16 protein-coding genes are annotated in these 13,972 nt (G+C 65.2%); 8 read left to right on the top strand and 8 right to left on the bottom strand.

Annotated elements, in window-relative coordinates; all coding sequences use genetic code 11:
* Genes I55_RS23250 through I55_RS23260 form a run of 3 tightly spaced genes read left to right on the top strand, consistent with a single transcriptional unit; the run spans position 1 to position 2,646 of the window.
* Complete coding sequence (locus I55_RS23250; protein WP_044562962.1) at positions 1 to 1,110, top strand: LLM class flavin-dependent oxidoreductase; 1,110 nt, start codon at positions 1 to 3, stop codon at positions 1,108 to 1,110.
* A 4-nt stretch (positions 1,111 to 1,114) separates the two neighbouring features.
* Positions 1,115 to 1,945 carry a TauD/TfdA family dioxygenase gene (locus I55_RS23255; protein WP_044562963.1) on the top strand — a complete coding sequence of 277 codons (831 nt, stop codon included), beginning with the start codon at positions 1,115 to 1,117 and terminating at the stop codon, positions 1,943 to 1,945.
* Positions 1,945 to 2,646 carry a cysteine hydrolase family protein gene (locus tag I55_RS23260; RefSeq protein WP_083901361.1) on the top strand — a complete coding sequence of 234 codons (702 nt, stop codon included), beginning with the start codon at positions 1,945 to 1,947 and terminating at the stop codon, positions 2,644 to 2,646. The genes I55_RS23255 and I55_RS23260 overlap by 1 nt, the downstream gene beginning before the upstream one ends.
* On the opposite strand, the gene I55_RS23265 is transcribed toward I55_RS23260, so the two are convergent.
* The 3 genes from I55_RS23265 to I55_RS23275 are packed head-to-tail and all read right to left on the bottom strand — an operon-like array spanning position 2,643 to position 4,160.
* Positions 2,643 to 3,050, bottom strand: coding sequence for a hypothetical protein (locus I55_RS23265; protein ID WP_148293923.1), 408 nt, complete (start codon positions 3,048 to 3,050; stop codon positions 2,643 to 2,645). The two genes, I55_RS23260 and I55_RS23265, sit on opposite strands and share 4 nt — an antisense overlap.
* Before the next feature lie 26 nt (positions 3,051 to 3,076).
* On the bottom strand, positions 3,077 to 3,826 hold the full coding sequence (locus tag I55_RS23270) for a hypothetical protein (protein ID WP_049974418.1): 750 nt from the start codon (positions 3,824 to 3,826) through the stop codon (positions 3,077 to 3,079).
* Complete coding sequence (locus I55_RS23275; protein WP_044562965.1) at positions 3,819 to 4,160, bottom strand: PadR family transcriptional regulator; 342 nt, start codon at positions 4,158 to 4,160, stop codon at positions 3,819 to 3,821. The genes I55_RS23270 and I55_RS23275 overlap by 8 nt, the downstream gene beginning before the upstream one ends.
* Positions 4,161 to 4,462: 302 nt before the next feature.
* Here I55_RS23275 and I55_RS23280 point away from each other — a divergent pair, with 302 nt between their 5' ends.
* A complete protein-coding gene (locus tag I55_RS23280) occupies positions 4,463 to 4,744 on the top strand; it encodes a peptidoglycan-binding domain-containing protein (RefSeq protein WP_044562966.1) in 282 nt (93 codons plus the stop codon).
* A 48-nt stretch (positions 4,745 to 4,792) separates the two neighbouring features.
* Positions 4,793 to 6,757 carry a hypothetical protein gene (locus I55_RS23285; RefSeq protein ID WP_044562967.1) on the top strand — a complete coding sequence of 655 codons (1,965 nt, stop codon included), beginning with the start codon at positions 4,793 to 4,795 and terminating at the stop codon, positions 6,755 to 6,757.
* Positions 6,758 to 6,980: 223 nt separating this feature from the next.
* Here the strand turns inward: I55_RS23285 and I55_RS23290 are convergent, their stop codons facing one another.
* Complete coding sequence (locus tag I55_RS23290) at positions 6,981 to 7,844, bottom strand: oxidoreductase (RefSeq protein WP_044562968.1); 864 nt, start codon at positions 7,842 to 7,844, stop codon at positions 6,981 to 6,983.
* 84 nt (positions 7,845 to 7,928) lie between these two features.
* Complete coding sequence (locus tag I55_RS23295) at positions 7,929 to 8,786, bottom strand: TauD/TfdA family dioxygenase (protein ID WP_044562969.1); 858 nt, start codon at positions 8,784 to 8,786, stop codon at positions 7,929 to 7,931.
* A 216-nt stretch (positions 8,787 to 9,002) separates the two neighbouring features.
* Between I55_RS23295 and wrbA the strand changes: the two genes are divergently transcribed.
* Positions 9,003 to 9,605, top strand: a complete 603-nt coding sequence (gene wrbA, locus I55_RS23300; RefSeq protein WP_044562970.1) for an NAD(P)H:quinone oxidoreductase — start codon at positions 9,003 to 9,005, stop codon at positions 9,603 to 9,605.
* 87 nt (positions 9,606 to 9,692) lie between these two features.
* Here wrbA and I55_RS23305 read toward each other — a convergent pair whose 3' ends face one another.
* Positions 9,693 to 10,370, bottom strand: coding sequence for a GGDEF domain-containing protein (locus tag I55_RS23305; protein ID WP_085940088.1), 678 nt, complete (start codon positions 10,368 to 10,370; stop codon positions 9,693 to 9,695).
* Positions 10,371 to 10,736: 366 nt separating this feature from the next.
* On the opposite strand from I55_RS23305, the gene I55_RS23310 reads away from it, so the two are divergent.
* Positions 10,737 to 11,642, top strand: a complete 906-nt coding sequence (locus I55_RS23310) for a cell envelope integrity EipB family protein (RefSeq protein WP_049974419.1) — start codon at positions 10,737 to 10,739, stop codon at positions 11,640 to 11,642.
* A 38-nt stretch (positions 11,643 to 11,680) separates the two neighbouring features.
* A complete protein-coding gene (locus I55_RS23315; RefSeq protein WP_049974420.1) occupies positions 11,681 to 11,971 on the top strand; it encodes a hypothetical protein in 291 nt (96 codons plus the stop codon).
* A gap of 16 nt (positions 11,972 to 11,987) precedes the next feature.
* Here the strand turns inward: I55_RS23315 and I55_RS35025 are convergent, their stop codons facing one another.
* On the bottom strand, positions 11,988 to 12,464 hold the full coding sequence (locus I55_RS35025) for a hypothetical protein (protein ID WP_083901362.1): 477 nt from the start codon (positions 12,462 to 12,464) through the stop codon (positions 11,988 to 11,990).
* Positions 12,465 to 12,676: 212 nt separating this feature from the next.
* On the bottom strand, positions 12,677 to 13,363 hold the full coding sequence (locus tag I55_RS23320; RefSeq protein WP_044562971.1) for a hypothetical protein: 687 nt from the start codon (positions 13,361 to 13,363) through the stop codon (positions 12,677 to 12,679).
* Positions 13,364 to 13,972: the final 609 nt, after the last annotated feature.

Here is a 13,972-nt window from a genome sequence, read left to right on the forward strand (position 1 = left end):
ATGACGCAGACGATCGACCTGAAGCGCGCGCCCTTGCCCTCCGACGCGGGGGGCAAGGACCTGGGCATCTTCCTGCCCATCGCCAACGGCGGCTGGATCCTGTCCTCCTCCGCGCCCCCCATCGATGGCTCCTACGCCTATAACCGTCAGGTGGCCCAGCTGGCCGATGGTGCGGGCTATGACTTCATCATGGCCATGGCCAAGTGGCGCGGCTACGGCGGCACCACCGAGCATTGGCGCTACGCCATGGAAAGCCAGATGATGATGGCGGGCCTGGCGGAGGTGACGAAGGAGGTCAAGGTGTGGGCCACGGTCCACACCCTGCTGCAGAACCCGGCCGTCACCGCCAAGATGATCATGACCCTGGACCACATCAGCCAGGGCCGCGCCGGCCTGAACGTCGTCAACGGCTCCTACAAGGGCGAGTTCGAGCAGATGGGCGCCTGGCGGGACGAGCTGGACCACGACGAGCGCTATACCTTCGCCGAGGAGTGGGTGCACGCCATCAAGCGGCTGTGGACCGAGGACACGGTCGATTACCAGGGCAAGTACGTGACCCTGACGGACTGCCAGTCCGACCCCAAGCCCTTCTCCCGTCCCTTCCTGGTCTGCGCCGGGTCCAGCAAGCGGGGCATGGCCTTCACCATCAACGAGATGGACGCCATCTTCCTGTCCGGTTCCAGCAAGGAAGAACTGGCCAAGAACAGCGGCATGGCCAAGGCCATGGCGAAAGAGGCCGGGCGCACCATCAAGACCTACTCCATGATGACCCTGGTGCTGGGCGACACGGATGCGGAGGCCGAGGCACTGGCGGCGAAGTACGTCGAGGGCTTCGACGAGGGCGCCTGGCGCGGCATGATGAAGGCCTACGGCTTCCTGGATGTGGAGATCGGCCGCCAGAACGACTTCACCACCAAGGCCAAGTCCGGCTTCATGTCCAGCCACCTGATGGGCGCGCCCAAGACGATCGCGGCCAAGCTGATCGACATGCTGGGTGGCTGCGACCTGGATGGCATGATGCTGATCTTCCCCGACTACATCACCGGTGTGCCGCGCTTCGCCCAAGAGGTGCTGCCGGCCATCCGTGAGGCCTTTCCCGCTAAGGTGTGACGCCATGGACAACAGCATCCGCGAGTATCAGAGCTTCCGGATCAAGCCCAGCGCCGTGGCGCTGGGGGCGGAACTGCTGGGCATCGACCTGTCGCAGCCGCTGACCGACCTGCAGGTGGCGGAGGTGAAGGACGCCTTCGCCCGCCATCAGGTGATCTTCTTCCGCGACCAGCAGGCGCTGACGCATGAGGCGCACAAGGCCTTTGGCCGGCACTTTGGCCGGCTGGCCATCCATTCCGCCGTGGCCGGCATCGACGGCCATCCGGAGATCGTGGCCATCCACGCGGACGCCAATTCCAAATACGTGGCGGGGGAGAACTGGCACTCCGACCTCAGCTGTGACGCGGAGCCGCCGCTGGGCAGCATCCTCTACATCCACACCCTGCCGCCGGTGGGGGGCGACACCTGCTTCTCCAGCATGGTTGCCGCCTATGACGCGCTGTCGGACCGCATGAAGGCCTACCTGGACGGGTTGACGGCGGTGCACGACGCCAACCCCGTCTACCACGCGCTGTTCAAGGACTACGACAAGCGCTACCCCTGCAATAGCCACCCGGTGGTGCGCACCCATCCGGTGACGGGGCGCAAGTGCCTGTTCGTGAACTCCTCCTACACCACCCGCATCGAGGGCGTGCCGGAGGAGGAGAGCAAGGCCATCCTTGCCATGCTGTTCGACCACGTGAAGAATCCGAATTTCCAGATCCGCTTCCGCTGGGAACCCCATTCGGTGGCGTTCTGGGACAACCGGGCGGTGCAGCACCTGGCGGTGTGGGACTATTTCCCCAACGTCCGCTCCGGCTTCCGTGTCACCATTGCCGGGGACAAGCCCTACTGATGCCGACGATACTGAAAGAGGGCGTCCAAACTGGGGCCGTGACCGTCAGCCTGACCCTGGACCCGCCGGTGCCGGCCGCCACCCTGGCGCCCATGATACGGCCAGGCCGCACGGCTCTGCTGATTATCGACCCGCAGGTGGATTTCATCGCGCCGGAAGGCGCCATCGGCCAGGCCGGCGTGGATCTGGGCGTGGTGGAGCCGACCTTGGACCGCATCCGTCCATTGCTGGACGCCGCCCGCGCCGCCGGCGTGCCGCCGGTGTTCATCCGTGTCATCACCCGGCCCGACACCGATGGTGCCGCGCTGAAGGCCCTCTATGAACGGCGCGGCTGGCCGGCGGAGGCGGTAGGCATCTGTCGCGCCGGCACGCCAGGCGCCGACTATCACGGCGTGGCGCCGGCGGCCGGCGAGATGGAGGTGGAGAAGGTGCTGTTCTCCGCCTTCGCCGGCACGACCTTCGAGGCGGACCTGAAGGCCCGGGGCATCGACACCCTGGTGGTCTGCGGCTTCACCACCGAATGCTGCGTCGACTGCACCGTCCGCGACGCCTTCCACCGCGATTTCAACGTCTTCATCGTGGCGGATGCCTGTGCCGCCTATGAACCGGCCCTGCACTGGGGTGCTTTGTACGCGCTGTCCAAGAACTGCGCCCTGTTGGTGGAAAGCGGGGATGTGGTCGCGGCGTGGGGCGGGGCTTAGTTCCCGCCATAAGCTGACCGGCACTCCCCAACATTGGCGCAGTTGACGGACTTCGGGCCCGCCACCGTGCCGGTGTTCAGGTCCTTGGGCCGGCTCAGGACGTCGCCGCGCGACACCACCGGCGGGGGAGGGGCGTAGATGCCCTTCAGGCGGGCGTATTCCTCATCATGGTAGGCCTTCACCTCCTCCGGCGTCGGCAGGAAGCTGGGTGTGATGATGATTTCCCCCACCAGCCCGCCATCATTGTTGGGTTGGGTGGCGGCGGGGCCGGTGGCCGCTGGGGCGGCCACTGGGGCGGCAGTAGGGGCTTGTGACGGTTGCTGAGCGCCGACCGTGGCCGGGAAAAGGACGGCCGCCAGCATCAGGGCGGAAAGGCCACCGCCCCTCCCCAGTCGCTTGGACATCTTATGATTCCTTGACGTGTGTGGCGTCAGCCGTGGACCAGCGGGCCGCCCGGTTCATCCTCCGGTCCCAGGCCGGAATACTGCACCACCGCCTTCCGCCAGACGTGCCAGGCGATATAGGGCGCCAGCGTCAGCAGCAGGTTGATGACGATATGGCGGACCGAGGTGTCCACGGTGGAGATGCCGAAGTTCACCCCCAGTTCCATCGGGCTGCCGTGGCCGTCGCCGCGGTTGAAGGACCAGGTCCCACAGGCGCCGGCGATGCCGATAACCAGCAGGGCGATGGTGGGCCACAGCGCCGTCATGCGCTGGCGTGTCGCCATGACGGCGAACAGGCCGCCCAGCGCCGGCGGCGCCAGCACACCGGTGGCATAGCGGACACCGTCGAAGGCGGTGTCGAACCACAGCGGCAACTCGGGATGGGCGCCCCACACCGGGCGGTGGGTCTCGATGATGGCCGCCAGGATGGCCACGGCCACGGCATAGGCCGCTAGCAGGCCCAGCACGGCGCCCAGGCCGTAGACCGCCCAGGGCGCGCGGGCGCTCCACGACAGGAAGTCGCCCCGTGCGACCATGGCCTGGACCAGGTCGTCCGCCCCGCCCAGGCGGCTCAGGGCGCGGGCGTCGGCCTCTTGCTCCGGCAGGCCGGCTGCCCTTTCCTCCTCCGCCAGGTCAGCGGCATGGTCGCGCAGTTCGGCGATATAACGGCCGGCGTGGCGGGGCGCGATGCCGGCGGTCAGCAGGCGTTCCCGCAAAACGGTGAAGCCGTCAAGCATGTTGCGCCCCGCTGACCAGGATGCTCTGGATGGCGTCGGTCAGGCGCGACCAGTTGCCGGCCAGATCATCCAGCCGCTTGGCGCCGGCGGCGGTCAGCGCGTAATAGACACGGCTGCGGCCGTTCACGGTCTTGCGTGAGGATGACAGGGCGCCGTCCCGCTCCAGCGCATGCAACACCGGGTAGATGACGCCTTCGCCGAGCGCGATGGCCTCTTTGCTGCGTTCACGGATGGCCTGCACCAGCTCATACCCGTACATCTCCTTCTCCCGCACCAGGCGCAAGATCAGCAGTTCGGGCACGCCGCTCATGAAGTTGGAATTGTTCTCTGCCATGGGATGGGCTGGGGTTCAGGTTGTGGATGACGGGGGGCGTGCCGTCCAGGGCGCGGCGTGACACCAGCGGTCAGCAGGCATTTCTGCGAGGCCCCGCCACGTGTCAGGCACGCTCCTCTCCCGCAAGACGTCGCCTCATGCCTTGTGGTGCGATGCATAATGCCTAGCGCTGCAAGGTATGGCAAGGGCCTTGGGAGCGCGACGTCCGACAAAAACGTCAACTTTGCGGGGTTTCGGAAGTCCGTCGCCTCTAGGATTCAGATTGGCCGCGGGGGCTGCGGCTCCACCAGCAAGGGGCCATCATGGTCCGTCGACGACTGATTCTCATCAATGGCACGGCCCAATCTTCGGACACCCGGGCGGACACCTTGCCGCCGGAGGTCGTTCTGGCGCTATGGCAGCGGTTGCAGGCTTTGGGATACTGCGGCGGCCGTACCGAGCCCCCCGCCGCGGAGGATCTCGGTGACCCGATCGAGGCATTCCAGATCGACTACGGCCTTCCCGCGACGGGACTGCCCGATGGGCCGACCCTGGTCTTGCTTTACAGGCTGGGACCCGCCGGTTTCGGAACGGCCCGGCTTTAGGCCCCCTCCTCGCCTCCCGGGTTCCCGTCAATTGGGGAAACAACGTTCATGATCTTCTTTGTCCTGCCGGCGGATCAGCGCACCAATTTCGACCTGATCCGCATCCCTTTCGGGCCCCCAACCAGACGGGAGGATGGGTACGCGATCGTCTCCTGGAATGAGGTTTACGACACCTGGGAAGCAATGCTGGCCGCCACGTTGGAGGCCGCGAAGCAGGATTTGATCTGCTTGAGCTATGTGTCGAAATTCCAGGAGTTGTATGGGATCGACATTCTCGCCGATGGGAATGCGCTGACCGGCAAGATGAAGGCCACTTTCTTCTACTGGGCCCACCCGATGGTGGGCAACCTGGTCCAGTCGCCCCGCGTCCGGCCGTTGGACCCGTCATTCCAGTATGTGGAGAATTGGACCAAGTCAGACTTCCTGGACGAGTCCAGCAAGAAGGCTGTGGCGGGCCTGCTGTGGAAGATGCCGCGCCTGGACAAGGCCAGCCGTGATCAATGCCGCATCTGTTACGACATCATTGAACTGGCCCGGGCCTTCATTGGGGAAATGACCAGCATTTGCGGTCGCAAGCTGGAGAAGATACTGGCGCTCAAAATTTGCCTTAGTGCCGAGTTTCTGGATTCGCAGCGCAGGATGCTGGCGACTGTCACGGAATGGCCGAAGAAGAAAACCATCGAGGAATATGTCAAGCAGCGAGGTGTCGCCGCGCTGGAGTACGGCCGCTATTACCTTCCCAAGGACGCATCGGATTCGCACTCGCCCGACCGGATCACCGGCCAGGCGGCGCTGAACCTTCTGCGGGCGATGATAGACAGCGCCCTGGGGCGGGGAGACATGGATCTGTCCGGCAGCGGCATTGCGAGCGAAAGCTTGAGCGCGCGCTGCGCCTATGCCTGGCGGCGGCTGCCCCCGGTCATTCGATGCGTGTGCCTGATGAACGATCTGCGCAAGTTGGGGATCGTGGAAAAGGAACCGTCGGAGCGCGTCGCCATGGTGTCACCTGATATAGCGGCCATGACGGAGGTCCAGAGGGGGGAACGCGCCTATCGGGTGCAGCGGGCGGCCGGCAAGAGCCACGTCCCCCGGTTCAGGAACGTGGGCCGGGACCTGACCTGGAGTTGGAACCGGGACGAATGGCACGATGCCACCATCACCTACCGCTACAATTTATGTCCGCTCTGGGCGGGTGCGTCGGGCCATACCGTTGGCGGTATCGCCTTCTGGCAGGCACAGATGGGTGCGGATTTTCCAAAATTTGGAAAGGTGGTGATCTGCGCCGGCCTGTTCGCGCTATGGCGGCTTTACTACGACCGTCGCATTTCCGGCGCCCACACGATGGTCGAAACGCTGGAGGCCAGTTGCCTGCTCGCCAACCAGGCGACCGCGCACGACGTGAAGTCCATTGAAAGGCTGGATATGGGTCAGGACGCGATGGATTACCTGATCCAGAGCGACTTCAATGACGTGGCATCGTATCAGTGTGTCGATCCTATCCGCCTCATGCGGACCTTGATGGACAGCTTTCCAAAGGATCTCAGGGAATTGAAGTTCGTCCTGAGGAACTTCGAAGACGCGGTGGCGTCCCAGGGGTACTGGCTGCCGCAATGGTCACACGAAATTTCCCTGGCCAAAGGGACGGACGTCACCAGCTTCCCCGGCTCGACCCCGGAAGGGGAAAAGCTGATCGTGGAAATGTCTGGGATCGAGGACATTGCATTTACCGAAACGGCCATCATCATCAATTTCGATGATGACCCGGGGTTGTTCAATGTCGGGGTCGGCGACAATGGCGCTTTCCGTGTCTTCAAGACGGAGAAGATTGGGGGCGGCCCCTATCGCTACCTGTCCCGGACTTCGGCGCTGGAGCCGGAGGAGAAGACCACTTTCGTGGTCTCCGCCTTTGGTGACCTGTCTGAAGACCAGGAAATGATCACCTACACCATATACGCGGTGGGCAAGATCACGGGTGGTCAGAAACGCAGCATTGACCTGAAGGTGACACACTGATGGGGGAGTGAGCCCGCCACGTCAAATCGGCCGCAACCGGCTTTGGCCGCGTCTGTCCGCGAGCGGATTCACGGCTCAGCCGATACCACTTGCGCCGATCACACTTCTAAGCAGACTTTCCGAACTCCGCCCACACATGGGCGGGCTCGGAAATCTGCTGAACTATAGAGTCTGCGGATTTCTCCAGGCCGGGCCATGTGTGGCCCGATCTGGAGGAACCTGCTCAGGCGCGGAAGTCGGTATCCACCGAAACCGCCCGCCAGGCCTCGATATCCGCCAGCTGGCGGGTCAGTTTGGCGGTGGCGTAACCCACCGCGTCCTCGCCCAGCAGCAGGCGCAGGGGCGGGTTGGGCGCGTCCACCGCCTTCAGGATGGCCAAGGCGGCGCGGGCGGGGTCGCCCCGCTCGTGGCCGGCATGGCTGGCCAGGATGCGCTTGCATTCGCCGACGGTGGCGTCGTAGTCGGCGGCCAGGTCGGGGCGGTCCGTGTCCGCCTCGCTGCGCTTGCGCGAGCGGCCGGCGAAATCGGTGCGGAAGCCGCCTGGTTCCACCATGGTCACCTTGATGCCCAGGGGCGCCACCTCCTGCGCCAGCGTCTCGGTGATGCCTTCCAGCGCGAACTTGCTGCCGGAATAAAGGCCCAGGCTGGGCCAGCCCACCAGGCCGGAGACGGAGGTGAGGTTGACGATGTGGCCGGCGCGGCGGCCGCGCATGTAGGGCAGCACGGCCTGCATCATCGCCAGCGCGCCGAAGACGTTGACCTCGAACTGGGCGCGGGCGTCGGCCAGGCTGGTTTCCTCCACGCCGCCCACCAGGCCATAGCCGGCGTTGTTGACCAGGATGTCGATGCCGCCGCCGTCGGCCTCCACCGCCGCCGCCACGCGGTGGGCCGCCGCCTCATCCGTCACATCCAGGATGGGGGCACGGGCCAGATCCGGCGCCAGGGCGCGGAAGGCGTCGGCATCGCCCTCGCTCCGCACGGTGCCCCACACCCGATCGCCCCGGTCCAGCACCGCCTGGGCCAGGGCCCGGCCGAAGCCCGAGCTGACGCCGGTGATCAGCCAGGTACGGGATTTCTTCGTCGTCATTGCTTGCCCATTCGTGAAAAAGGCCGTGGGAGTTCCACCCACGGCCAGTCTTCGGAGATCGAACCTATCGAAAGGGAAGGGCCGTCAGAACGGCCTATCGCCCTTCACCCACATGCGATGCATCAGGCGGGTGTACTTCTTGTCGTCGTACAGGGTGCCGGTGTGCAGGGTGCAGCGGTTGTCCCAGATCAGAATGTCGCCCACCTGCCACTTGTGGGCATGGACGAAGCGGTCCTGGGTCACGAACGCCACCAGCTCGTCCAGCAGTTCCAGCCCCTGGGGGTTGGGCATGCCCACCACTTCCTTCACCGTGCCGGTGCTGACCCATAGCGCCTTGCGCCCGTCGGCGGGGTGGGTGCGGATCAGGGGGTGGATGACGTCCGGGTTCTGGGCTTTCAGCTCGGGGCTCAGTTGGTCCACCCGCAGGTACTGGCGGCTGGTCATGAAGTATTCGTAGCTGTGGTGCAGCTTCAGCCCGTCCAGCTGCGCGCGCCGTTCTTCCGGCAGGGCGTCATAGGCGGCGCACAGGTCGGCCAGCAGGGTGTCGGAGCCCTCATCCGGCACCTCCACCGCGTACAGCATGGTGCACATCACCGGCTCGGCCTTGTAGGAATAATCGGTGTGCCAGCCCACGCCATCGTTGTGGGCGCCGATGGGCTTCCCGTCCACCACCTTGTTGGACAGGATGTAGACCTCGGGATGGTCGGGCAGGGTGAACTGCTTCTGGGTGTGGCCTTCCAGCGGACCGAAGCGGCCCAGGAAGGCCTTCAGGCCGGCCGGGTCCAGGTCCTGGCCGCGCAGCAGGATGGCGCCGAAGCGGTGGAAGGTCTCCACCACCTGGTCCACCTCCTCCGGCGTGGCCGTCTTCAGGTCGACATCCAGGATTTCCGCGCCGAAACCGGGCTTCAGGGGGCGCGTGCGCAGGGCTTCGAGGGTTTCCAAATCCTATCCTCACTACTCCTGTCCGCGCGGACCGTCCGATGGGGATGTCCCAGCATCCACGACACCAGGTCCGTCGCGAGTGTGAGGGTAGGGAAGGCCATCCCCCCCGTCTTGTCCAGATCTGCCCGGCGACTTGCCTCAGACGGCCCGCACCTTGGCCGGTTTCGGGGGCCGTGGCATATGCCGGCCACCCGTAACCCGCCTGGAGATTGACCGATGGCGAAGATCCTTGTCCTTTACTATTCCACCTGGGGCCATGTCGAAAAGATGGCCTACGCCGTGGCCGACGGCGCCAAGTCCGTGGCCGGCACCGAGGTGGTGGTGAAGCGCGTGCCGGAACTGATGCCCCGCGACGTGGCGGAAAAGGCCTATGCCAAGCTGGACCAGGAGGCGCCGATCGCCACCCCGGAAGAGCTGGCCGACTATGACGCCATCATCTTCGGCACGCCCACCCGCTTCGGCATGATGGCGGCGCAGATGCGCAATTTCCTGGACCAGACCGGCGGCCTGTGGGCCCAGGGCAAGCTGATCGGCAAGATCGGCAGCGTCTTCGCCTCCACCGCCACCCAGCACGGCGGCCAGGAAAGCACCCTGCTGTCCTTCCACACCAGCCTGCTGCACCACGGCATGGTGGTGGTTGGCGTGCCTTACGCCGAACCCCGCCTGGGGGAACTCGGTGTGGTGCAGGGTGGCACGCCCTACGGCGCCACCACCCTGTCGGCCAGCGACGGCTCCCGCCAGCCGTCCGAGGCCGAACTGGGCATCGCCAGCTTCCAGGGCGCCCACGTCGCCAAGCTGGCGGCCAAGCTGGCCGGCTGATCGCGGCCTACGTCGTCTCAGCGGCATGGGGGCAGGCCTCATGCCGCTGTCGGCCCCGACCGGGCCCGCCCGCGGGGCGCGGTGGCATCAAGCCGCTTTGGACGCCGCCTTGGTCTGGTACATCAGCACGTCGGCGCGGTGCAGCACCTCGTCCTCGCGGTCGTCGGCGCCGTAGGCCTGGCAGCCGAAGCTGGCCTTCAGGGGCAGGGTGTGGGTCTGCCAGTCCAGGGCGCCCTGGTGCAGGATTCTGGACAGCGCTTCGGCGCGCTGCATGCCCTGCTCAGGCGCCACACGGGTCAGTAGCACAGCGAATTCGTCGCCGCCCAGGCGGGCCACGATGTCCTGGGCGCGCACATGGTCGGCCAGGGTGCGGGCCACGATGCGCAGATAGGCGTCACCGGCCTGGTGGCCGTGCACGTCGTTGATGCGCTTGAAGCCGTCCAGGTCCACCATCACAAGCACGCCCCCCCGGCCGCCGCGCCGCGCGGCCGCCAGTTCGCGCCGGAAGGACACCTGGAAGCCGCGCCGGTTCAGCAGGCCGGTCAGCTCATCCGTGGTGCTCAGCGTTTCCAGATAGTCGATGCGGTCGCGCTGCTCGGTGATGATGCGCTCCGCGTCCGCCAGGCGCATGGCCATTTCCTGCACCAGCAGCTGGTTCAGGCTGGCCGCCGCCTCCGGCCCGCGCAGGCCGACCGGCATCTGGCCCCGGGGCAGGGTCAGGTTGATGGCGGGCATCAGGGGCAGGGCGGTGTCCGGCGGGGTCATGGGCGCTACTCCGTTTGGGGCGTCGGGGGTGACGCGTATGGGAGATCGCAAGGCCCGTGCCGGCCATCAAACCATTGGAATTATTGGGTTCGCGTTTTGCAGGACCGGACCGCACCCGGGTGGCGGCAGTTTTTGCCGACCCCCTTTCGGCAGAAGCGGCCGGCAATGTCTGCCCGTTGGCCGCGCCGGGACGCGCCGGTGGCGACAAGAACGGCCGGGGCGGCGCGTATCACCTGGGAGTGGGGCCGGTAGCGCGGCCGCCCGGACCCCGCGACGACAAGAAGCTTGGCGGCGGCCCCCGGGACGCGGCATGCTGGGTGTTCCGGGAACCGCGCCCGGGATGAGGTGGCAAGAGTGACGAGAAGAATGCGCGCACGTCTGGTGAGCATGGGTTTGGCGTCCCTGGCCGTTCTGGCGCTGCCGGCGCTGGCCGCCGCCCCGCCGGCGGTGGCCCCCCCGCCCGTGTCCACGCCGTCGGCACCCACCCTGGCCCCCACGCAGGCGGTGGGCCCCATGGCCGCCACGGTGACGGCGCTGGGCCTGCAGATGTCCCCCCACCGCGCGGCCTACCGCCTGACGCTCGCCTCCTCCAAGGAGGGCAGCCGGGTCACGGGCGTGGTCGGCGCCATGAACTTCGCCTGGAACGATGTCTGCCGCGGCTGGACCACGGAGCAGCGCTTCCAGATCCGCTTCCTTTATTCCGAGGCGGACGACCAGGAGATGACCACCAGCTACACCACGTGGGAGGCCAAGGACGGCAGCGTCTATCGCTTCAACGTGCGCAAGCAGATCACCGGCCAGCCGGATGAGGAGATGAAGGGTGTCGCCACCCTGTCGGGCGAGGACGGCGGCGTCGCCCATTTCGAGAAGCCAAAGCCGCAGGATGTCCAGCTGGCGCCCGGCACCGTCTTCCCCACCGCCCACACCCTGCTGCTGATCGACCAGGCCCGCCGGGGCGAGGCGCCGGTCTACGTCCGCCCGGTGTTCGACGGATCGGAGGCGGAGGAGGCGGGGCCGGTGTCGGCCGTCATCGGCCGGGCCAAGCCCCTGGCCAAGGACGCTGTCGTCGTGGCCGCCCTGCACAAGGACAAGGCCTGGCCCGTGCACCTGGCCTTCTTCCCCAATGACGACCAGCAGGCGCTGCCCGACTACGACACCGCCATGATGCTGATGGACAACGGCATCGTGCAGTCCATGCTGATCGACTACGGCGACTTCAAGGTGCGGGCCGAATTGGTGGCGCTGGAGCCGCTGCCCAAGCCCAGCTGCTGAGGTTGTCTTAAGCGCCTTCAACCGCTGGGGGCGCAACGATGGCCTTGGTCTTGGTGTTGGACACGATGGCCACGCCCGCGACGGTCCTGCGCCTGGCCGGCGCGACGACGGCCGACTTGGCGCGGATCGAGGTGGAGACGTTCGGGCTGGGACTGCATTTCCTCCGGCTGGATGCCGATCTCTACGTGCCCGTCCTGTTGGAAGATGTCCTGGGGTCCAAGCGCTGGATGGCTGAGCACTCCCCGGGGCCGGACGCGGGCGGGGCCAAGGCCACGGCGGCCCAGGAGAACGGCAAGCGTGGCGGCCGATCGAAGAAGCTCAGCGCTTAGAGCTGAGGGGTTTCCTCTATGGCGTCGTCAGCATCGACTGCCACATGCTGAGAACAGACCTTACTGATTCAATTAGAGACTTTTTCGTCCCATCATCCAGTTCGCCCGTTATTTCTGGAACGAACGAAGATGAACCAAAAGTTTCATTAAACAATCCTTCTTGAACCGTAATCTGGTCGGATGAGGATAAGCCACGGGGTATAGTTTTCTGTCCAGACAGATTGAGCTTGGCATGTTTGGACGCATCGGCAACGTCACGGATCAGCTGGAAACCCGGGCACTTGCCAATTAACTCCTTATGGAGTTTCTGCAACTCGTCATGTTTCTCTTTGGCCGTCTTGCCTGCATGGCGTTCTTCAGTCCAATAATCGGCCATATGATAGAGGACGATAGCCGCCAACCGTCCCCGGCGGATGTCCAAGTGGCTGGTGAGGAACTCATCGACGGTTGGCTTCACGGTCGAACGAAAGAAGTCTCCAGCCAGGTTGGGCATCGCTGTATTCCGTCTATCGGTCAGGGACAGCCATCATAACAGACGGACGGGCGCACCACCCACCCCCGGTTGCGCCCCTCCCCCGCCCCAGGCGCCCCTCCCGCATTTTCCATATCGCCCTAACTCGGATTATCGGCCGAAACCGCGCGCGCGGAGCACACGCGGAGCGCGAGAAAAGTCCGGGCCGTACGGAGAACCATACCCTGGTCTTCCTAGTGCTCGATGGTGATCTTGATGGCGCTCTCCGGCACACCCAGCGTTTCCGCCAGCCGTCGCTTTGCCTCGGAAATAGTCAGCGGCGCACGCTCGTGGTCTTCGTTGACCTTGCCACCTTCATCCTCGTCGCCATCGTCAGTCCCGTCCTGGCTCAGTTTTTCTGTCCCGGCCGGTAGCCCCCATTTTGTAAGGTCCCAAACTGCCAAGGGCGCGTAGTCGAGCCCCATACCGGCCCCGACATGATTGACCGGGTCAGCCTCGTCCTTGTCGTAGAGAGACACCCAGATACCTCGACCGTCCGCAAGCCTATGCTGCGCCGCCTTGCGGGCCGCATAGGCCCGATCAAACCGGGAGCGAGCTTCATTGCCCGGGATCATGTGGACGCTTGCCTTAGTCGGGTTGCGTCGGTCATTGAGCGAAACAGCCACAACGTAATCGACATCATCCAAAGTAACCCAGCCCTCCCCATCCGCTTTGCGGGGGAAGGCAATCCACGCATCCTGAGATGTCCGGATCGACACATTGTAGCTCTTCCCGTCCTTGGTGATGCGCCGAAGGCTCCCCTTGCCACCCTTCGGCACCCGCGTGACGGACCATCCTTCTTTCTCAAGGCTTTTCACGGCAAACGCAAACAGTGCGTCGCGGGCCGTTTTCTTTTCAGGATAACTATAAACGTTTGTCATTTTATAAGTTCCTATCGGCGTATTCTGCTAAGGCGGAGCGAAATTAGCGCACGAAGGAATTCATTCGTCAAACATTTTTAATGACGTTCGTTTGTTCTCATGATAAATCGAGATCCAGTGCCCGCCGCAGACGAAAGCCTGACTTGCCAAGGCAGAATCCGTCACCCGGCGCGACGTGTATCCGCGCCCTTGGGCCCGGGGGATTTCAGCGGCTAAAACCGGCAGGCTGGACGACACCCCGGAGACGCCATGACCGACCAGGAAAAACCGCTGCCGACTCCCCCGGTGAAGAAATGGCTGCCGGGCACACTCCCGCGTCCGCTGGTGGATTTCCCGCCGAAGGCCTTTCGTCCCCGCCGCCGATGGCGTCACCTGAGGCAGCCGCCTGGCTCACGCCGTCGCCCAGCGTGTCGCTGGACGGCAGGCCCGTCTGGAGCCACGGGGCGATGGTACAAATGGTGGTTCAATTGAAAGCCCTCTTGAACGCCGACGATAGCGCCTATCCGGCCGACTGCAGCATTCCCATGTGGCAGTTCGACGCTCCCTCATGCCGGGGGCAGGGCTTGATAGGAATCCATCATGCCCAAACATCCGGGTTGCCTTCAGCGG

The sequence above is a fragment of the Azospirillum sp. B4 genome, assembly GCF_000333275.1.
GTDB lineage: Bacteria > Pseudomonadota > Alphaproteobacteria > Azospirillales > Azospirillaceae > Nitrospirillum.